Annotated in this window: 19 protein-coding genes; 4 read left to right on the forward strand and 15 right to left on the reverse strand. The window is 74.5% G+C overall.

Going from position 1 to position 19,499, the window contains the following annotated elements; all coding sequences use genetic code 11:
• Window positions 1-4: 4 nt before the first annotated feature.
• Entirely contained in the window at window positions 5-1,249 is a 1,245-nt protein-coding gene (locus tag DMP17_RS17020; protein WP_226356067.1) for an MFS transporter, read from the reverse strand.
• Between the two features lie 67 nt (window positions 1,250-1,316).
• Between DMP17_RS17020 and DMP17_RS17025 the strand changes: the two genes are divergently transcribed.
• Entirely contained in the window at window positions 1,317-2,216 is a 900-nt protein-coding gene (locus tag DMP17_RS17025) for a LysR substrate-binding domain-containing protein (protein WP_226356066.1), read from the forward strand.
• A 58-nt stretch (window positions 2,217-2,274) separates the two neighbouring features.
• Here DMP17_RS17025 and DMP17_RS17030 read toward each other — a convergent pair whose 3' ends face one another.
• Both DMP17_RS17030 and DMP17_RS17035 read right to left on the reverse strand, forming a co-directional pair.
• Window positions 2,275-3,405, reverse strand: coding sequence for a zinc-binding dehydrogenase (locus DMP17_RS17030; RefSeq protein WP_226356065.1), 1,131 nt, complete (start codon window positions 3,403-3,405; stop codon window positions 2,275-2,277).
• Complete coding sequence (locus tag DMP17_RS17035; protein WP_226356064.1) at window positions 3,405-3,959, reverse strand: 2,4'-dihydroxyacetophenone dioxygenase family protein; 555 nt, start codon at window positions 3,957-3,959, stop codon at window positions 3,405-3,407. Before DMP17_RS17035 ends, DMP17_RS17030 begins: the two co-directional genes overlap by 1 nt.
• 102 nt (window positions 3,960-4,061) lie before the next feature.
• Between DMP17_RS17035 and DMP17_RS17040 the strand changes: the two genes are divergently transcribed.
• A complete protein-coding gene (locus DMP17_RS17040) occupies window positions 4,062-5,126 on the forward strand; it encodes an AraC family transcriptional regulator (protein ID WP_337830061.1) in 1,065 nt (354 codons plus the stop codon).
• Window positions 5,127-5,173: 47 nt separating this feature from the next.
• Here the strand turns inward: DMP17_RS17040 and DMP17_RS17045 are convergent, their stop codons facing one another.
• The 12 genes from DMP17_RS17045 to DMP17_RS17100 all read right to left on the reverse strand — a co-directional run bounded on the left by DMP17_RS17045 (window position 5,174) and on the right by DMP17_RS17100 (window position 17,396).
• A complete protein-coding gene (locus tag DMP17_RS17045) occupies window positions 5,174-6,250 on the reverse strand; it encodes a phosphotransferase family protein (protein WP_226365761.1) in 1,077 nt (358 codons plus the stop codon).
• Complete coding sequence (locus DMP17_RS17050) at window positions 6,247-7,440, reverse strand: acyl-CoA dehydrogenase family protein (protein WP_337830062.1); 1,194 nt, start codon at window positions 7,438-7,440, stop codon at window positions 6,247-6,249. Before DMP17_RS17050 ends, DMP17_RS17045 begins: the two co-directional genes overlap by 4 nt.
• 53 nt (window positions 7,441-7,493) lie before the next feature.
• Window positions 7,494-8,315: an enoyl-CoA hydratase/isomerase family protein gene (locus DMP17_RS17055; protein ID WP_337830063.1), complete on the reverse strand. Its 822-nt coding sequence runs from the start codon at window positions 8,313-8,315 to the stop codon at window positions 7,494-7,496.
• Window positions 8,316-8,323: 8 nt separating this feature from the next.
• On the reverse strand, window positions 8,324-9,247 hold the full coding sequence (locus tag DMP17_RS17060) for an enoyl-CoA hydratase-related protein (RefSeq protein ID WP_226356059.1): 924 nt from the start codon (window positions 9,245-9,247) through the stop codon (window positions 8,324-8,326).
• Window positions 9,248-9,258: 11 nt separating this feature from the next.
• Window positions 9,259-10,074, reverse strand: a complete 816-nt coding sequence (locus DMP17_RS17065) for an SDR family oxidoreductase (RefSeq protein ID WP_226365764.1) — start codon at window positions 10,072-10,074, stop codon at window positions 9,259-9,261.
• A gap of 85 nt (window positions 10,075-10,159) precedes the next feature.
• Window positions 10,160-11,407, reverse strand: coding sequence for an ABC transporter substrate-binding protein (locus DMP17_RS17070; protein WP_226365765.1), 1,248 nt, complete (start codon window positions 11,405-11,407; stop codon window positions 10,160-10,162).
• 106 nt (window positions 11,408-11,513) lie between these two features.
• Window positions 11,514-13,454: an ABC transporter permease gene (locus DMP17_RS17075; protein ID WP_337830064.1), complete on the reverse strand. Its 1,941-nt coding sequence runs from the start codon at window positions 13,452-13,454 to the stop codon at window positions 11,514-11,516.
• A complete protein-coding gene (locus DMP17_RS17080) occupies window positions 13,451-14,179 on the reverse strand; it encodes an ABC transporter ATP-binding protein (protein ID WP_337830065.1) in 729 nt (242 codons plus the stop codon). The genes DMP17_RS17075 and DMP17_RS17080 overlap by 4 nt, the downstream gene beginning before the upstream one ends.
• Window positions 14,176-14,940, reverse strand: a complete 765-nt coding sequence (locus tag DMP17_RS17085; protein WP_226356054.1) for an ABC transporter ATP-binding protein — start codon at window positions 14,938-14,940, stop codon at window positions 14,176-14,178. Before DMP17_RS17085 ends, DMP17_RS17080 begins: the two co-directional genes overlap by 4 nt.
• 111 nt (window positions 14,941-15,051) lie before the next feature.
• Window positions 15,052-15,771 (reverse strand): SDR family NAD(P)-dependent oxidoreductase, encoded by a 720-nt coding sequence (locus DMP17_RS17090; RefSeq protein WP_226365767.1) that lies wholly within the window; start codon window positions 15,769-15,771, stop codon window positions 15,052-15,054.
• Window positions 15,768-16,304 (reverse strand): 2,4'-dihydroxyacetophenone dioxygenase family protein, encoded by a 537-nt coding sequence (locus DMP17_RS17095; RefSeq protein WP_226356052.1) that lies wholly within the window; start codon window positions 16,302-16,304, stop codon window positions 15,768-15,770. Before DMP17_RS17095 ends, DMP17_RS17090 begins: the two co-directional genes overlap by 4 nt.
• A gap of 45 nt (window positions 16,305-16,349) precedes the next feature.
• The gene (locus DMP17_RS17100) at window positions 16,350-17,396 is read right to left on the reverse strand and encodes an alcohol dehydrogenase catalytic domain-containing protein (RefSeq protein WP_226356051.1); all 1,047 of its coding nucleotides are present in this window, start codon (window positions 17,394-17,396) and stop codon (window positions 16,350-16,352) included.
• A gap of 397 nt (window positions 17,397-17,793) precedes the next feature.
• Here DMP17_RS17100 and DMP17_RS17105 point away from each other — a divergent pair, with 397 nt between their 5' ends.
• Together DMP17_RS17105 and DMP17_RS17110 are read left to right on the forward strand one after the other, a co-directional pair.
• Window positions 17,794-18,675 (forward strand): TetR family transcriptional regulator, encoded by an 882-nt coding sequence (locus DMP17_RS17105; RefSeq protein ID WP_337830066.1) that lies wholly within the window; start codon window positions 17,794-17,796, stop codon window positions 18,673-18,675.
• Between the two features lie 29 nt (window positions 18,676-18,704).
• On the forward strand, window positions 18,705-19,475 hold the full coding sequence (locus tag DMP17_RS17110) for a helical backbone metal receptor (protein ID WP_226365769.1): 771 nt from the start codon (window positions 18,705-18,707) through the stop codon (window positions 19,473-19,475).
• The last annotated feature ends 24 nt before the right edge of the window (window positions 19,476-19,499 follow it).

Below are 19,499 nucleotides of genomic sequence, written 5' to 3' on the forward strand. Positions count from 1 at the left end.
GGGCTCAGGCCGGGGCCGGGGTGCGCCGCAGGACCAGGGCGAGCCCCAGCGCCCCGGCCAGCAGGGCGCTGACGTAGCCGACGACGCCCGCCCAGCCGGCGTGGTCGTAGGCGACCCCGCCCAGGGCACCGCCGACGCTGGACCCGGCGTAGTAGCCGACCAGGTAGAGCGACGACGCCTGGGCCGGCACCGCGCCGGGCAGCATCGCCGAGCGCCGCCCCACCCAGGAGCTGGCGACCGAGTGGGCGCCGAAGAAGCCGACGGTCACCAGCAGCAGCCCGGCCAGGGTGGTGAGGAGCAGGTCGGGCAGGGTCACCCAGATCCCGCCGAGCGCGACCAGCGTCGCCACCCACAGCACCGGGCGGCGCCCGAACCGGTCCCCCAGCCTGCCCGCGCCGGTGGAGGCCCAGCTGCCGGCGAGGTAGCCGAGGAACACCAGCCCCACCAGGGTGCCGGGCAGCGAGAACGGCGGGGCCAGCAGCCGGAACCCGAGGTAGTTGTAGACGGTCACGAACGCGCCCATCAGCAGGAACGCCATCCCGAACAGGCAGAGCAGGCCCCGGTCGGTGAGGTGGCGGCGCAGCGGTCCGCCGAGGTCGCGCAGCCGGGTGCGGGCCGGGGCGGGCGCCGTCGCGGGCGGCAGGAGCAGCCGGAACGCGACGGTCGCGAGCACCGAGACCGCACCGACGGCGGCGAGCCCGGCCCGCCAGCCGCCGAGCTCGGCGACCCAGGACGCGACGAGCCGCCCGGACAGCCCGCCGAGGGTGTTGCCGGCGATGAGCAGCCCGACCGCCCCGCCGAGGTGCCGCGGCGCGACCTCGTGGGTGAGGTGGGCCATCGACAGGGCAGGCAGCGCCGCGAGGGCGATGCCCTGCAGCCCGCGGACGACGACAAGGGTCTCGAAGGTGGGCGCCAGCGGGGCGAGCAGTGCGAGGACCGCCGACGCCGCGAGCGCCCAGGTCATGACGCGCGCGCGGCCCCAGGACTCGGTGAGCGCGGACAGCGGCAGCACGGCGAGGGCGAGGGTGCCGGTCGTCGCCGACAGGACCAGGCTGGCCGTCGACGAGGACACGCCGAACTCCGCCGACAGCGTCGGCAGCAGCCCCTGCACGCTGTAGACCAGCACGAACGTCGCCAGACCGGAGAGCCACAGGGCGATGCCGAGCCGCCGGTAGCCGGGGGTACCGCGCTCGTGGGGCGGGGCGGGCCGGGTGGCGGTCGGAGCCGGGGGACGCTCGGTCGTTGTCATCGCACACGACCGTAGGTGCCGGCGTCGGATGCGTCCAATGCATGCTTCGTCGAAGTACCATGCATCGATGCATGAGTCGTTGGCGCCGGCGCTGCACCGCTTCGTCGCGGTCGCGCGCGACGGTCACCTCACCCGCGCCGCCGAGCGGATCGGGGTCCCGCAGCCCACGCTGTCGCGGGCGATCGCCCGGCTGGAGGGCGAGTTGGGCGTCGCGCTGTTCCGGCGGTCCGGGCGCGGGCTGGCGCTGACCGCCGCCGGGCGGACGCTGCTGCCGCGGGCCGAGGCCGCGCTGGCCGAGCTCGGTGCGGGTGTCGCCGAGCTGGCGGGCGACGCCGACCCGGTCACCGGCCGGGTCGCGCTGGGCTTCCTCGGGACGATGGGCACCACCGCGGTGCCGGGGATCCTGCGGGAGTTCCGCGTGCACCACCCTCGGGTGCGGATCGAGCTGGTGCAGGTGCCGCACGCCGCACTGCTGGAGCGGGTCCGCGACGGCCGGGTCGACCTGGCCCTCACCTCCCCGATGCCCGACGAGCCGGGCCTGGTCGCGACCCCGCTGGCCGAGGAGGAGCTGCGCCTCGCGGTGCCGTCCGGGCACCGGCTGGCGGGCGCGGCTGCCGCGGACCTCGCCGAGGTCGCCGACGACCCGTTCCTGCTGTTCGCCCGCGGCTACGGGCTGCAGGGGGTGGTGGAGTCGTGGTGCGCGCAGGCCGGGTTCCGCCCGCGCCGGGCGTTCGAGGGCGGGGAGACGGCGACGCTGCGCGGCCTGGTCGGGGCCGGGCTGGGCGTCGCGCTGCTCCCCGCCGGGCCGGACGTGCCGGGGGTGGTGCAGGTGCCGGTGCGCAGCCCGCACACCGCGCGGACGCTGGGGATGGTGCACGCGGCCGACCCGCGGCCGACGGCGCCGGTGCGGGACCTGCGGGCGTTCGTCGTCCGGCACGGGCCTCGGTGGCTGGCCGACCACGGGTGACCCGGGGGCGGCGGCACGGCGGGCCGGGGCGAGGGGGGCGTCCCGGCCCGCCGGCCTGTCAGACGGCCGCGGTGGCCGCGGCGGCGGCCTCCGGGCGGCGGCCGGCGATCTTCGCCGGGTCGATCAGGATCTTCGTGTCGACCGGGTCGGAGGACAGGCGCGCGAACACCTCCGGCACCTCGTCCAGACCGACGGTCCCGCTCAGCATCGGTGCGACGTCGAGCGAGCCGTCGCACACGTCGGAGAAGGTCTGCGCGAACTGCTCCGGCGAGTACATGAGGCTGAACCGGATGTCGATCTCCTTCAGCACCGCGGTGGTGGGCTGGAAGGAGTCCGGCCCGGCACAGAGCCCGGCGACGACGATCCGCGACGCCGCCGGTGCCGACGCCACGACCTGGTCGATCACCCCGGGCACCCCCACGCACTCGAACGCCACGGTCGGACGCAGCGGCAGCGCGCCGAGGATCGCCGTCGGCGGGGCGGCCCGCGTCGGGTCGTCGGTGGCGGCGGCCTGCGCCCAGGCCGTGTAGGGCGAGGTCACGGCCGGGTCGACCACGACGTCGGCGCCGAGACGCCCGGCCAGCTCGCGCCGGCTCGCGGAGTAGTCGGCGGCGACGATCGGCCCGGCACCCGCCCGGCGCAGCGTCGCGATCACGCCGAGCCCGATCGGCCCGCAGCCGACGACCAGGGGCACGTCGTCGGGGCCGAGCTGCGCCCGGGCGACCGCCCGGTGTGCGACGGCGAGTGGCTCGGTCAGCGCCGCGACCGCGGTGTCGACGTGGTCGGGCACCGGCATCAGCAGCGCCTCGGTGAGCAGCATCCGCTCGGCGTAGCCGCCGGGCAGCTCCGGACCGCAGAACCCGAGGAAGGCGGGCGTCTCGCGGACCAGGGCCGGGACCGACACCACGCGGGTGCCGACCGGCAGCGCACCGGTGGTGCCGGGGCCGTGCCCGGCGATCGCGCCGACGAACTCGTGCCCGAACGACACCGGACGCGACAGGTCCATCAGCTCGACGCCGAGCGCGTCGCGGGTGGCGACGTTGAACTCCGCGGCGTGCGTGGCGCTGTGCAGGTCGGACCCGCAGATCCCGCAGGCCAGGACGTCGACGAGCACCTCGCCGGCGCCGGGGACCGGGTCGGGCACCTCGCCGACCGACAGGGCCCGGTCCTGCATGAGGACGGCGCGCATCAGGAGCGCTTCGGGGACTCGGTGAGACCGGCCTCGCCGCCCTCGATGTAGTTCGGGGGCTCCTTGGCCAGGGTGTCGGTCAGGTGGCGCAGCAGCAGGGTGTCGAGGATGGAGTGGAACGAGCCGTCCTCGTTGAAGTTGACGTTGGAGCCGGAGACCCGGACGAACATCAGGGTGTCCTCGGTGTTGGTCTCCGGGCAGACGAGGGTGTGCACCGACCCGCCGGGCTCGTACAGGTAGGAGCCCGCGGTCTGCGGCTGGTCCGGGTACTCCAGGTAGTGCCAGCTCCCGGCCATCGTCAGCAGGTCGACGGGGCCGGTGTGGTAGTGCACGGGCAACCGGGTGCCGGGCGCCATCTGCGCGATGACGACCCACTCGTTGCGCTCGAGGTCCAGGCGCAGCGGCTTGAAGCTGATGCCCTCGCCGAGCGCGTCGCGGACGAGCTCGATGTCGGCCTCGTTGACCGAGAGCAGCTCGGTCTGCGGCAGCGACACGATCGGGATCTCGGCGCCCGAGCTCGTGCGGACGGGGGCGGGACCGGTGGACTGAGGCATCGTCGGCTCCATCGCTGGTCGTGGTGGGAACGGCTCCGACGCTACGACTGTCGTGCGGATCACCTCTTGACATCGGACGACAGTGATTTGACAGTTGGCGACATGGACGGGCTGATCCGTGCGAGCTCGCTGCAGGGGTTCGACGGGCTGGTCGGCGACCTCGGCGGCGACCCCGCACCGCTGCACCGCCGGGTCGGTCTGCGCCCGGGCCTCGTCGACGAGCCGCAGGCGCTGCTGCCCTACCGGGCGCTGGCCGAGCTGGTCGAGGAGGCCGCCGCCGCGCTGGGGCGACCGGACTTCGGGCTGCTGCTGTCGCAGCGCCAGGGCATCGAGATCCTCGGGACGGTCGCGCTGATCGCCCGGCACTCGACGACGGCCCGCGAGGCGATGGCCGGTCTGCGCCGGTACCTGCACTCCTACAGCACGGCGTTCGAGGTGGACGTCGCGCCGCTGACCGGGGACGTGGCCCGCTACACGTTCACCGTCGTGCTGCCCCGGGTCCCCCGCCAGGTCCAGATCCTGGAGCTGAGCCTGGGGGTGTCGATGGACCTGTTCCGGATCCTGTTCGGGCGGGACTTCCGGCCGCGCCGGGCGCTGCTGCCGCACTCCCCCGCCGGGCCGCCGGAGGCCTACCGGGAGATCTTCGGCTGCCCGGTGGAGTTCGAGGCGCCGGTGTGCGGCCTCGACGTCGACGCGGCCGGGCTGGACCGGCGTCGCGCCGGGGAGGACCGTGCGGTCCGCGACCTGGCCGAGCAGTACCTGCACGACCTCGTCGGTCCCGAGGACGGCGACCCGACCGTGCGGGTCCGGGAGCTGCTGCGACGGCTGCTGCCCACCGGGCAGGCCGGGCTCGTCGTGACCGCGGGGCACCTCGGGATGCACCCGCGCACCCTGCAGCGGCGGCTGCGGGAGGACGGCACGTCGTTCGAGCGGCTGCTCGACGAGCTGAGGCGCGAGCTGGCCGGGCAGTACCTGTGTCACTCCGACCGGCCGCTGCCGCAGGTGTCGAGCCTGCTCGGCTACTCCGAGCAGAGCTGCCTGACCCGCTCGTGCCGGCGCTGGTTCGGGATGCCACCGCTGCGGGTGCGCGGCGGGGCGGCCCGGTGCGGTGCCGGGCCGCCACCCGGTCCGGCGACGACCGGGCCGCCGCCGCTCAGCCCGGTGTGAGGGCCGGGCCGCCGCTCGGCCCGGTCCGAGGGCCGGGCCGTCGCCGCTCAGCCCGCTGCGAGGGCGCTCGGGCGGGCCGCCGCGACCCCGGCCGCGGCCAGCGGTGCGGTCGCCTCGCCGACGAGCCCGAACCCCTCGCCACGGGTGTCGCCACGGACGTGCCGGGCGTGGATGCCCTCGGCGATCACGGCGGACTTGAAGTAGGCGAGGCCACGGTGGAACGCCCAGTGCCGCGGGCTCCGTCCGGAGGCGGTGACGTAGCGGTCGACCAGCTCCTCGGCGGTCGGCATGCGCGGGCTGGTGGAGGCCGCGGACCCGCCGAGCACCGGCGCGAAGGCCGGGTCGCCGTAGACGGTGTGCAGGGCCAGGTCGGCCAGCGGGTCGCCGAGGGTGGCCATCTCCCAGTCGACCAGCGCCCGGACCACGGTGGGGTCGTCGCGGTCGAGGATGGCGTTGTCGATGCGGAAGTCCCCGTGCACGACGGCGTGGTCGCTCTCGGCCGGGCAGGTCGCGTCGAGCAGGCCGTGCAGGGTGTCGACGTCGGGCAGCTCGCGGGTGGCGACCCGCTGCCACTGGCCGTACCAGCGTTCGACCTGGCGGCGCAGGTATCCGGCGGGGCGGCCCAGCTCGGCCAGCGGGCCGGTGGTGACGTCGACGGCGTGCAGCGCGGCGAGGGTGTCGACCAGGGAGAACGCGGTCGCCCGCACGGTCGGGTCGTCGAGGGCGGCGAGGTCGTCCTCGCTGCGCACCACGATCCCGTCGACGAACCCGGTGAGCGCGAACGGCACCCCGAGTACCGCGTCGTCGGCCAGCGCGACCGCCGGTGCGACCGGGACCCCGCTGCCCGCGAGGGCGGCGACGACCCGGTACTCGCGGCCCATGTCGTGCGCGGAGGGGGTCAGTGTGCCGAGCGGGGGGCGGCGCAGGATCCAGACGTGCTCGCCGTCGGTGACCCGGTAGGTCAGGTTCGACCGCCCGCCGGAGACCAGCTCGGCGGTGACCCCGCCGCGGTAGCCGTCGACGTGCTGGTGCAGGAAGACGTCCAGCGCGGCCAGGTCCAGGCCGTCGGTCGTGCCGACGGCGTCGGTCGTGCCGGGCGTCTCGGTCGTATCGGTGACGCTCATCGGGCCTGCTCCGCGCGGTAGCGGCCGACGGTGCGCTTCGCGATGGACCAGCGGTGGGTCTCCGACGGCCCGTCGTAGATCCGGAACGGACGCACCTCCCGCAGGAACCGGCCCAGCAGGACGTCCCCGGACACCCCGCGCCCGCCGTTGAGCTGCAACGAGCGGTCCACCACCCGCCACACCGCCTCCGCCGTGAACGTCTTCGCGATCGAGACCTCCATCCCGGCGGGGCGGCCCTGGTCGAGCTCCCAGCAGGCGCGCAGGATCAGCCCGCGCGCGGCCGCGATGTCGATCTCGTTGTCGGCGATCATCGCCTGCGCCATCCCCAGATCCGCCAGCCGCGACCCGAACACCCGCCGCTCCGCCGCCCACGCCACCGCGATGTCCTGCGCACGGCGCGCGATGCCCAGCCACCGCATGCAGTGGGTCAACCGCGCCGGGCCGAGACGCACCTGGGCGTAGCGGTAGCCCTCGTCGACCTCACCCAGCACGGCGTCGTCGCCGATGCGGCAGTCGGAGAACTCGACCTCCAGGTGCCCGCCGTAGAGCGACTCGTCCAGCGTCGGGATGTGCCGTCCGATCTTCATGCCGGGATTGTCGGCGTCGACCAGGAACATCGTCGCCCCGCCGCGGTCACCGGGGGCACCGGTGGTGCGGGCCATGACGATCGCGAACGCCGCGCCGTCGCCGCCGGTCACGAACCACTTCCGGCCGTCGATCCGCCAGCCGCCGTCCACCCGGACCGCGGTCGTGGACAACGCGTCCGGGTCCGACCCGGCACCCGGCGCGGGCTCGGTCATCGCGAAGCACGAGCGCACCTCCCCCGCCGCGAGCGGGACCAGGTACCGGGCCTTCTGCTCCTCGGTCGCGACCCGCTCCAGCAGGTGCACGTTGCCCTCGTCCGGGGCAGCGATGTTCAGCGCGAGCGGACCGAGCAACGAGTACCCGGCCTCCTCGAACACCGGCGCCCGGCCGCACATGTCCAGGCCGTGCCCGCCGAGCTCCGGGGCGGCGTGCGGCACGAACACCCCGGCCTCCCGGGCGGCGGCCTGCAGCGCGCGGCGCTCCGGCTCGGGGGGCGCGACGCCGTCGTGGGCGTTCTCGACCGGGATCACCGTGGTCCGGACGAACTCCGCGGTGCGTCGGGCCAGCTCGGTGATGGCCGGGTCGTGGGTGAGGTCGACCGTCACAGTCTCTCCAGGTGGGTGTGACGACGGCGGGGACCGTCGTCGGTGGACGGCGCTCAGCGGCGCCGGTAGGTCGGGGGGCGTTTGTCGAGGAAGGCCCGGGTCGCCTCGCGGGCGTCGTCGGTGAGCGCGGTGAGGACCTGCTGGCGGTTCTCGAACTCGACCGCCGCGGCGAAGCCCGGGTTCTCGACCCCGGCCCACATCCCCTGCTTGGTCAGCTCGACCGAGAACGGGGGGCTCGCGAGGATCGCCCGCGCGGTGGCCGCGGCCGTGTCCGTCAGCTCCTCCGGTGCGACGACGTCGGTGACCAGCCCGATCCGGAGCGCCTCGGCGGCGTCGGCACGGCGCCCGGTGAGCATCAGCTCGTGGGCACGACCCGTGCCGACGATCCGCGGCAGCAGCCACGAGATCCCGATGTCGCAGGCCGAGTAGCCGGCGCGCAGGAACCCGACGGCGAACACGGCCGAGGTCGACGCCACCCGGATGTCGCTCGCCAGGGCGAGGGCCAGTCCCCCGCCCGCGGCGGGCCCGTTGACCGCGGCGACCACCGGCGGGCGGAGCTCGTGGATGCGCACGGCGAGCCGGGCGATGTCGCGCTGGCGGGCCAGCCGTTCGATCGGGCCCTCGCCCGGTGCGGTGTCCCCGCCGCCGGGCGTCTCGAAGCCGTCCAGGTCGAGGCCGGCGCAGAAGCCGCGGCCCGCGCCGGTGAGGATCACGACCCGGCAGGCCGGGTCGGCGTCGGCGGCGGTCAGCGCGGTGTCGAGCTCGGTGACCAGCCGCCGGTCCAGTGCGTTGAGCCGGTCGGGCCGGGACAGGGTGATCCGGACGACGCCCGGCTCGGGGCGCTCGACCTCCACCACGGGCGGGTCGGGGTGCACGGTGCTCCTCATGCGGGGCCGTCGGGGTGCGGACGTGCCCCCGGCGGGGGTGCGTAGGCGGGCGCGGCGGGCAGCACGTCGGGGGCGTCGGACACCCGGTCGGTGAACCGGGGTGGCCGGCGTTCGAGGAAGGCCCGCACCCCCTCACGGGCGTCCGCGCTGGTCCCGCGCCGGTTCAGCGCGAGCGTCTCGGTCTGGTGGGCCTGCACCGGGTGGGTCGCGCCGAGCCCGGCCAGCAGCATCCGCCGGGCCAGCGACACCGAGGTCGGCGAGCACTCCGTGAGCTCGACGGCCAGTGCCCGGACGGCGTCGGCCAGCTCGGCGGCGGGGTGGACCGACCGGAGCAGGCCGCCGCGCAGGGCCTCCCCGGCGTCGAACCGGCGGCCGGTCAGTACCCACTCGAACGCCTGCTGCACCGGTACGAGCCGCGGGAGCAGCCAGCTGGAGCAGGACTCCGGCACCACGCCGAGCCGGGTGAAGGGGAACGCGAAGCGGGCGGTGTCGGCGGCCAGGCGCAGGTCCGCCGCGAGGGTCAGGCCCGCGCCGACACCGATCGCGGGCCCGTTCACCGCGGCGATGATCGGCGTACGCGACTCCAGCATGCGCAGCACGACCCGGCCGCCGCCGTCGCGACGCAGGGGCAGGTCCTCGCCGGGCAGGTCGAACCGGGTACCGGGCGGCGCGGTGTCGCTGCTGCGCCAGTGGGCGAAGGTGGCGTCCGGGTCGGCCTCGGCGAGGTCCATGCCGGCGCAGAACGCCCGGCCGGCACCGGTGAGGACGACGACGCGGACCTCATCGTCGGTGTCGGCGCGGTCGAACGCCGCGACCAGCTCGGCCTCCATCCGGTCGGTGAAGGCGTTGAGCCGGTCCGGCCGGTCGAGGGTGACGGTGAGGACGTGGGCGTCGAGGGACAGGGTGACGTGCGACGGCATCGGGCCGGCTCTCAGACTCGGGGGGCGGGGGCGAGGACGGTCCGGTTGACCAGCGCGGGACCGGACAGCGCGAGCCCGCCGTCGATGTGGACGACGGTGCCGGTGACGTAGGCGGCCAGCGGCGACAGCAGCACCGCGGCCATCCGGCCGACCTCCTCGGCGTCGGCGAAGCGGCCGAGCGGCACCGAGTCCGTCCACGGTGCGCTGCCGCCCTCGGCGAGGCGGCGCATCCCCTCGGTGTCGTGGACCGGGCCCGGCAGCAGCGAGTTCGACCGGATCCCGTGCGGCCCCCACTCGACGGCGAGGGTGCGCATCAGCTGGTCGACGCCGGCCTTGGCGGCACCCACGTGGGCCTGGTGGGCGAAGGCGCCCGCGGACTGGGCACCGGTCACGAACAGGACGCTGCCGCGGGTGCGGGTCAGCTGGTCGAACGCGGCGTGGGCGCAGTGGAAGCTGCCGAGCAGGTCGATGTCGACGACCGCCCGGAACCCGTTGGAGCTGATCGACTCGGCGGGGGCGACGAAGTTCCCGGCGGCCCCGCACACGACGCCGTCGACCGGGCCGAGCCCGGCCTCGGTGCGCTCGAACGCGTGCGCGACCTGCTCCGCGGAACGCACGTCGCCCGCCGTGGTGACGACGCGGGCACCGCGGCCGCGCAGCTCCTCGGCGGCCTCGTCGAGGCGGGAGGCGGTGCGCCCGTAGAGGGACAGGTCGGCGCCGAGGTCGGCGAGGACCCGGGCGATGCCGAGGTTCACGCCGCTGCCGCCGCCGCTGAGGAACACGACCCGGCCGTCGAGGAGGTCGTCGGGGAGCTGGTGTGCCGGCACGGTGGCCTTCCGGGTGGGGGTGGTCGGGTGGGACCGGGCCGGCCGGGCGGGACGCGCCCGGCCGGCCCGGTGGTCGGGTGCCGGGTCAGCCGGCCCGGTTCATGAAGTCGTACGGGTTGAACCAGGGCTGGACGGTCTCGAGCTTGCCGCCCTTGTACTGGAGCACCTGGATCTGCGGGCGCAGGTTCGCCGGGGCGTCGGGGGTCGCGTACTTGCGGCTCAGCGGCTGCGCCATGAACATCGGGAAGTTGTCGACGGTGGTCAGGAACGCCTTGAGCGAGGCGGCGTCGAACTTCTCCGGGCCGATCTTCTTCGCGATCTCGGCGAGGGTCATGACGTTGGCGAAGCCCCACTGGGAGAACTCGGACTTGCCGTCGCGGCCCGCGTACTGCTGCATCGCGTCGCGGTAGAGCTTCACCTGCGGGTCGGACAGGTCGTCGGGGTTCTGGTAGGCGTAGCTGAAGATCGTGCCGTCGGCGATCTCGGGCGAGACCTTGGTGAAGAAGCTGTCGAAGTCGGCCGCGCCGCCCTGGTTGAGGATCCGGTCGGTCGGGAAGCCCTGCTGGTGGAAGGCGGTGTAGGCGGACACGGCCTGCGCGCCGCTCTGGTTGGTGAACACGACGTCGGGCTTGCCGGAGACGGCCTTGGCCACGAACGGCGTCGGGTCGGCGGTGCCCGAGGGCAGGTAGACCGGGGTGACGGTCATGTCGAAGCCGTAGCGCTGCACCGCCTTGGTCACCCGGGCGACCTGGTCCTGGCCGGAGGGGTTCTCGTCGGTGAACACGACCGCGCTCTTCGCGGCGAGGGTCTTGCCGGCGTAGTAGACCTGGGCCTCGTACTCCGAGGAGCCGCCGGTGACGTAGGAGTTCCCGGCCTCCTGCAGGTCCTGCGGGTTGACCGGCGGGTTCAGGCTGGGGACACCGGCCCGGGCCAGCACCGGGAACCCGTTCTCGCCCCAGGCGACCGACAGCCCGAGCTTGGCGACGGCCTTGTTCTGCACGGCCTCCTGGGCGCACGCGGTGGTGGCGGCCGGGTCGGCCTTGCTGTCGCACTTGACGATCTTGATCGGCCGTCCGCCGACCCCGCCCTGGGCGTTGATGTGGTCCTGTGCGGCGAGCTCGCCGGTGGTGAACTGGGAGATCGCGGCGCTGACCGCGCCGAGGCCGGTGGCGTCGGTGATGTCGTAGAAGACGATCGGGTCGCCCGCGGGGCCGGCCACCGATCCGGGTTCCTTGGCCGTGCTCGACGACGTGGCCGCCGAGGAGCAGGCGGCCAGGCCGACGGCGAGGGCGGACGCGGCGGCGATCACCGCGACGCGCGTGCTGAACTTCATCGTTCGCTCCAGATCAGGGGGTGGCGGCGCGAGCCGCCGGAGGAGGGCGTGCGGGGGCCTGCCCACCCGGTGGGGCGGGTCGGGCGGGTCCGGGGTCGCCGGAGGGTCAGTCGGACCGGACGGCGGCGGCGACGGCCGGTTCCGGGGCGTCGCCGGTGCGGTCCACCGGCTCGGGCGCCCGTGTCCCCGGCCGGCCGAGCCGGTCGCGGACGAAGCGGTACTGGTCGCGGAGTGCCACCGCGATGCCGTCCGGCTGCAGCACCGCGTTGACGATCAGCAGCGCGCCGGACAGGACGATCCACCAGGCGGAGATGCCGGGGACGGAGTTGAGCAGGACGTAGAGGATCCCGCCGTTGACGATGACGCCGGCGGCCACGGCCCCGTACACGGTGGCGACGCCGCCGATGTAGACCACGGCCAGCACACTGATCGAGGCCAGCGGGACGAAGCGGGTGAACGCGACGGCACCGAGCTGGTAGCCGAGCACGCTGCCGCCGACCGCGGCGATGAACGCCGACAGCGCGAAGGCCTGCAGCTTGGTGCGGGCGACGTCGATGCCGACCGCGGCCGCCGCGCGCTCGTTGGCGCGCACGGCCAGCATCCGGCGGCCGATGGCGCTGCGGCGCACGTTCATCACCCCGGCCAGCAGGGCGAGTGTGACCACGGTGGCGAACAGGCCGAACCGCACCGGGTGGACGACCGGGTCGAGCGAGAGGCCGAACAGGTCCGGCGAGGGGACCGGGCTGCCGTCGGCGCCGCCGGTCCAGTCGACGTTGCCGAACACGAAGCTCGACACGGCGACGGCGGCGCCGAGGGTGACCACGGCCAGGTTGATGCCGCGGACCCGGATGGCGGGCAGACCGAGCAGCACGCCGACCGGCACCACCACGAGCACCGCGAGCAGCATCGGCAGCGGGAACGGCAGCCCGAGCTCGACCGCGCCGCGGGAGACCATGAACGCCGCGATCCCGGCGAAGGCCATCTGCATCAGCGAGATCTGCCCGGTGAACCCGGTGACGACCACGACCGAGAGCGCGATCATGACGGTGACCAGCGAGGTCGTGATGCCGCCGCGCAGGGTGTCGGGCAGCACGGCCAGCCCCAGCACCGCCAGCCCGCCGACGACGAGCAGCGGCCGCAGCCTGCTGTGCACCGCCGGGGCCAGCGGCAGCCGGGCGACGGCGCGGGCGCCACGACCTGGGATCAGCCGCCCGGACACGATCATGACCAGCACGATGATCACGAACGGCAGTGCGTCGTTGATGCCGGGCTGGGTGACGAACCGGGTGAGGATCGACTGCAGCATCCCGATGCCCACGGCGACGCCGACGGTCACCCCGAACGAGGTGAACCGGCCGACGAGCGCCGCGGCCAGCGCGGGCACCACGAGCAGGCTCAGGGTGGCGATGTTGAGCGCGGTGATCGGCGCGAACAGCACCCCGGCGAGCGCGGCGAGCATCGAGCCCAGCGCCCAGTTCGCCGCCCCGATGACGTCCGGGGAGTACCCGAGCAGCGCCGCGCCGCGCTCGTTCTCGGCGGCGGCGCGGGTGGCGGTGCCGAACCGGGTGAACCGGTAGAGCGCCCACAGCCCGGTCGCCAGCAGCACCGCGGTGGCGAGCAGCAGCAGCCGGTCGATCCCGAAGCTGATGCCCGAGATCTGCACGGTGTCGGTCAGGAAGATCGCCGGGGCGATGACCGTCGGGACGTTCCAGACCTGGGTCGCCAGCCCCTGCAGGACCAGCATCAGACCGAGCGTGGTGACGATCTTGGCCAGCAGCGGGGCGTGCCGCAGCGGACGCATCACCAGCAGGTGGAACAGCAGCCCACCGACCCCGGCGGCGACGACGGCGGTGACGGCCGCGACCGCGGGGGCGGTGCCCTCGCTGGTCGAGACCCCGAAGTAGATGGCCGCGACGCCGGCGATCGCCCCGTGGGCGAAGCTGACGGCGCCGGTGGCCTTCTGGATCACCACGATGCCCAGGGCGATCAGCGCGTAGACGGCGCCGGCGCCGGTCCCGAGGATCGCGAACAGCAGGATGTCGCTCATGCGATGGCCTCCGTGGCCAGGTAGCTCGCGCGCAGCCGGTCGCGGTCGGACCGGAGCTCGGCGGACGTGCCCTCGAGCACCACCCGCCCGCGGTTGAGGACGTAGACGCGGTCGGAGTGGGCGAGGACGAGGTCGACGTGCTGCTCGACGAGCAGGACGCCGACGCCGGCCTCCGCGGCGATCCGCCGGATCGTCGGGAGCATGTCGCGCACGACCAGCGGGGCCAGGCCGAGGCTGAGCTCGTCGATCATGAGCACCCGGGGGTCGGTGAGCAGCGCCCGCCCGACGGCGAGCATCTGCTGCTCGCCGCCCGAGAGCAGCCCGGCCCGCACCCCGAGCTTGGGCCGCAGCGCCGGGAACCGCTCCAGCAGCGCGTCCTCGGTCTCCCGGCGGGAGCGCCGCACGCGCGGCCGGACGAGGTGCAGGTTCTCCCGCGTGGTGAGGTCGGCGAAGACCGAGCGGTCGTCCGGGACGAGCATGACGCCGTTGCGGGCCTGGCGGTGCGGGCGCCCGGCCTGCACCGGCCCGCCCGCGGCGAGCACCTGGCCCGACTCCGGGACGAGGACCCCGCTCAGCGCGAGCAGGGTGGTGGTCTTCCCGGCGCCGTTGCCGCCCAGCAGCGCGACGACCTCGCCGGGCTGCACGTGCAGGTCGACCCCGCGCAGGACCGGGACGCCGGCGTACCCGGCGACGAGCGAGCGGCACTCGATGGCGGGGGCGGTCATGCGATCGCCTCGGCGTCGTCGGCGTGGCCCAGGTACGCGGCGACGACGGCGGGGTCCTCGCGGACCTGCGCGGTCGGTCCGGACGCGATCAGCTTTCCGAAGTCCAGCACGTTGATCCGTTCGCAGGTGCGCAGCACTAGGTCCATGTCGTGGTCGACCAGCAGCACCGAGACCCCGCTCGCGGCGACCCGCCGCAGCTGCTCCCCCAGCGCGAGGCTCGCGTCGGAGTCGAGGCCCGCGGCGGGCTCGTCGAGCAGCAGCACCGACGGGCGGCCCGCCAGGGCACGGGCGACGCTGACCAGCTTGCGGGCCGACAGCGAGAGGTCCGGCGGGTAGGCGTCGACGTGCGCGGCGAGCCCGACGAGGTCGAGCACCTCCTCGACGACCTCCGACAGCCGCGACGACACCGGCCGCACGAACTCGGCGACCGGTGACCACCAGTGCGACCGCTCGGTCGCGACGAGGACGTTCTCGCGGACGGTGAGGTCCTCGAACAGCTCCAGGTTCTGGAAGGTGCGGCTGAGCCCGGCGCCGACCCGGCGGTGCGCCGGGAGCGGCAGCATCGCGACGTCGCCGAGGGTGACCCGGCCGGTGGCCGGGGTGAAGCCGGTGACGGCGTCGATGAACGTCGTCTTGCCGGCGCCGTTGGGGCCGATCAGCCCGGCGAACTCGCCGGGCTCGACCGTGATCGAGACGCCGTGCAGTGCGGTGAGGCCGCCGTAGCGCACGGTCAGGTCCTCGGTCACGAAGGTTCTGGTCATGGGTGGGTTTCTCCGCATCGGGGCAGCCCGGGGCGGCGCGCGCACCCGGGGTGGGTGCGCGCGCTGCGGGAGGAGGGGGTCGACCGGCGCGGGCGTGCCGCGGGCGGTCGGTCAGACGGTGAGGTAGCCGCCGTCGACCGGGAGCACGGCGCCGGTCACGAACGACGCCCGGTCCGAGCAGAGGAAGGCGACGACCTCGGCGACCTCGGCGGGGTGCCCGGTACGGGCCAGCGGGGTGCGCTCGGCCAGCGCCGCGATCACCGCGGGGGCGACCTCACGGGCCTGTTCGAGCAGGGGGGTCTCGATCCAGCCGGGTGCGACGGCGTTCACCCGCACCCCGTGCGGGGCGTAGACCTGGCACAGCGACCTCGCCAGGGCGACGATCCCGCCCTTGCTGGCGGCGTAGGCGGGGCTGGCGGCGGACCCGAAGTAGCTGTACATCGACGCGATCAGCACGACGGCGCCGCCGCCCGCGAACAGCAGCGGCTCGGCGGCGCGGCAGCAGGCGTGCACGCCGCGCAGGTTGACCTCCAGCACGGTGGCGAACCCGGCGGGGTCGTGCTCCGCCTCGCCGAGCGACATCCCGGCGGCGGGGACGAGCAGGTCCAGCGCGGGCAGGCCGTCGAAGAACGCCGACACCGCCGCGTGGTCGGTGACGTCGAGCTCGGTCAGCTCCACGCCGGGCGGGGCGTCGGTGACGGCGCCGGCACCGAGGCCGACGCCGTGCACCCGGGCGCCGCGCTCGGCGAGCAGCCGGGCGATCGCCAGGCCGATGCCCGACGTCGCCCCGGTCACCACCGCGGTGCGGCCGGCGAGGTCTCCGGTGGTCACCGGCGGAACAGGGCCGGGTTGACCTCGATGCCCTTCGTCCGGCAGTACTGCTCGTAGCGGTTGATGTTGTAGAAGACGTCCTCGGTCAGCACCACGTTGTCGTTCTCGTCGAACCACTCGATGGAGGCGTTGATGACGAAGAACGCGAGGAAGCCGTCGGGGTTGACGCTGCGCAGGGTGTGGATGACGCCCGGGCTCTCCTGGACGACGTCGCCGGGGCCGGCCTCCCAGTCGTACTCCTCGTAGCCCCAGCTGCCGCTGACGGTGTAGGCCATCACGCCGGAGCGGTGCCGGTGGCGGCCGAGCACGCCCGGGCCGTCGGAGCGGACCATCGCGGCCCACTGCCCGAGGCGGACGTCGAACCACAGGTAGCGGGCCCACATGCCCTCGGAGCCCTCGATGAACATCCAGGGCGAGTAGCTCTCGTCGGCCGGGGCGTAGATGTCGTCGACCTGGTAGCGGGTCGCGACGTCGTCGAGCTGCTGGGCGTCGTTGAGGGTGATGTCCTCGGTCTTGATGGTCAGGTCCGTCATCGTGACTCCTCGTCGAGTACGGGTGGTGGTGTCGGGTCGGTCAGGTCAGGTCAGGTCGAGCAGGATCTTGGTGGCGGTCCCGGCGCGCAGGTCCGCGAACGCGGTGAGCACCTCGTCCACCGGGCGGACCTCGGTCCAGTCGCCGGTCGGGTAGGTGCCGTCGGCCAGCCGGTCGACGACGGCGCGGAAGTCGTCGTCGGTGTAGGTCGAGGAACCGCTCATGGTCACCTCGCGGTAGAGCATCGAGGTGGGGTCGAACGACATCGGCGCCTCGTGCAGGCCGAGCAGCACCAGCCGGCCGCGCGGGCCGAGGTTCGCGACGGCCTCGGCGACGACGTCGCCACGCCCGGCCGCCTCGACCGCCGCGTCGAGCACCCGGCCGGCGAGGACGTCGGCGAGGTCGCGGTCGGCCGGGTCGTAGACGTCGGTGGCGCCCATCTTCGCGGCGAGGTCGCGGCGCACCGGTGACGGCTCGGCGACCACGACGGTCCCGACCCCGCCGGCCCGCAGGGCGGCGACCGCCCCGAGCCCGATGGGCCCGGCGCCGCCGACGAAGGCGACGGCCGGTGCGGCGTCGAGGAGCATGGCCACGCCGTGGTGGGACACGGCCAGCGGCTCGACGAGCGCTCCCTCGCGCAGTCCGACCGCGCCGGGCAGCGCGAACAGCATGGAGTCGGTGACGGTGGTGTAGGTCGACAGGCCGCCGCCGTGCGCGCTGAGGCCGTGGAAGGCGAGGTCGGTGCAGGAGTTGGGGTGCCCGCGCCGGCAGGCCGGGCAGTGCCCGCAGCTGTAGGTGGGGCGCACCGCGACCCGGTCACCCACCGCGACGGCGGTGACGTCCGGCCCGGTCTCGACGACGGTGCCGGCGAACTCGTGCCCGAGCACGACCGGCAGTCGCGCGCCGGTCAGCGGGTGCGGGTCGACGGGCGTGACCGTCTGCGCCGCGTAGTACTCGTGGAGGTCCGACCCGCAGATGCCGGCGTAGGCCACCTGCACCGTGACCTCGTGGGACACCGGCGACGGGACGACGACGTCCTCGATCCGCAGATCGCCGACGCCGTGGTAGCGCACCGCCCGGGCCTGCCGGTCCATCCTCATCACCTCTGATGCATTCAACCTACGGAACACTCGCTCGGTCCGTTGGACGTCGCATACCGTAGGAGCGACCTGGGTCACCCGTCAAGAGCTGTCCACACCGAACTTCGCCGGCCGTCCACGCCGGCCCGAGACCGGCCGGCGCATCACTCTGACCTGCTGAATCGTGCAGAACGGCCAGAGCGACGACCACGAAACGCGCCCGTCCGGCCGTCGCCGCGGGTCGCTGCGCGCCGGAGTCCGGGTCGTGCAAAAGGTGCCGGATCGGCGTGCATGTGGTGGGCTCGCCCCGGTCGATCACCGCGCGTCGCGGGACCGACGCTTGACGTGGCCGGTGACCGGGTCCACTCTCGTGTTGTGTTCAACCGACGGAGCGCTCGCACTGTTGCGTGCAGTGCCTGACGCCGTGGCCCTCGAGAGCCTCGGCGGCACCCTGCGCCGGGCGCGCAAGAGTGCCGGGCTCACCCTGACCGACCTCGCGACTGAGGTCGGCGTCAGTGCCGCGACGCTGAGCCGCGCCGAGACCGGCCGCGGAAAGCTGACCGCCGACCGGTTGCGGCGCTGCGTCGCCGTGCTCGGCCTGGAGCTCTCGGACCTGGAGCACTCCGCGGCGGGCGAGGAGGTGGCCAGCGTCCTCGACGGCGGCGGCCCCGCCGGCCTGTTCGACCCCACCCGTCCCGGCGGCTGGCGCGAGTTCCCGCCGCTGCGCCTCCCCCCGGCACTCGACGCCGCCCAACGCTGCTTCCTCGCGCTCGGGTACCACGGCACGACGGTCCGCGACATCGCCGACCTGGCCGGGCTCTCGGTGCCGGGGCTCTACCACCACCACCCGAGCAAGCAGTCGCTGCTGGTCGCGCTGATGTCGATGCTCATGGAGGACTTCCACGCCCGCTGCGAGGCCTCCCTGCGCGACGGCGAGACCCCCGAGGAACGCTTCGACCTGCTGATCGACTGCTTCACGCTGTTCCACACCTACCGGCGGGACTGGGCGTTCATTGGCGCGAGCGAGATGCGCAGTCTCGACGACGCCGACCGCCGCCGGATCGCCGGCATCCGCAACGCCTGCCAGTCCCTCGTCGACGACGCCGTGACGCGCCTGGCGGCCTCCGGCCGGATCCGGGTGACCGACCCGTCGGACATCTCGCGGGCCGTCGTCACGATGCTCGTCGGCATCGCGAGCTGGTACCGCTCCGACGGCCCCATGACGCCCGAGCAGATCTCGGTCCGCTACCTCGCCTACAGCCGGACCCTGGTCGGTCTGCCCGACCACGGCTGACCGGCGGGCGCCGGGTTACGGTCGGCCCCATGACTGCGCGGACTGCGGCACCGGTCGACGACGAGGGCCGCGAGGTCCCGATCACGGGCACCGTGCGGCGGGTCGTGTCGATCGTGCCGTCGCTGACCGAGGCGCTGGAGGCGACCGCGCCCGGCATCGTGGTCGGCGCGACGGACTGGTGCACCCACCCCGGCGACCTCGGCGCGGACCGGATCCGGGGGACGAAGAACCCCGACGTCGAGCGGATCGTCGCGCTGGCACCGGACCTGGTCGTCGCCAACCAGGAGGAGAACCGGCTGCCCGACCTCGACGCGCTGCGCGCCGCGGGTCTGCCGGTGTACGTGACCGACATCCGCGACGTCGACGGCGGGCTCGCCTCGCTGGGCCGGATGCTCGCCGCGTGCGGGCTGGACGAGCCGGACTGGCTGCGCGAGGCCCGTGCGCTGTGGGCCGCGGTCGAGCCCGCCCGCGACCGTCGCCGGGCCGTGGTCCCGATCTGGCGCAGGCCCTGGATGGCGGTCGGCTCGGACACCTTCACCGGCGCCGTGCTGGACCGGCTCGGCGTGGTCAACGTCCTGGACGGCTCCCCGGAGCGCTACCCCCGCTTCGACCCCGCCGACCTGCCCGACCACGACCTCGTCGTGCTGCCCGACGAGCCGTACCTGTTCACCGCCGAGGACGGCCCCGAGGCGTTCGACGCGCCGTCGGTGCTGGTCAGCGGGCGGCTGCTGACCTGGTACGGCCCGAGCCTGCTGGAGGCGGCGCGCGAGCTTCCCGCGGCGCTGACCCACCCCGGCTGAGCCCCGGCCCTCGGTACGGTCGGG

It is taken from the genome of Pseudonocardia sp. TMWB2A, assembly GCF_017312135.1.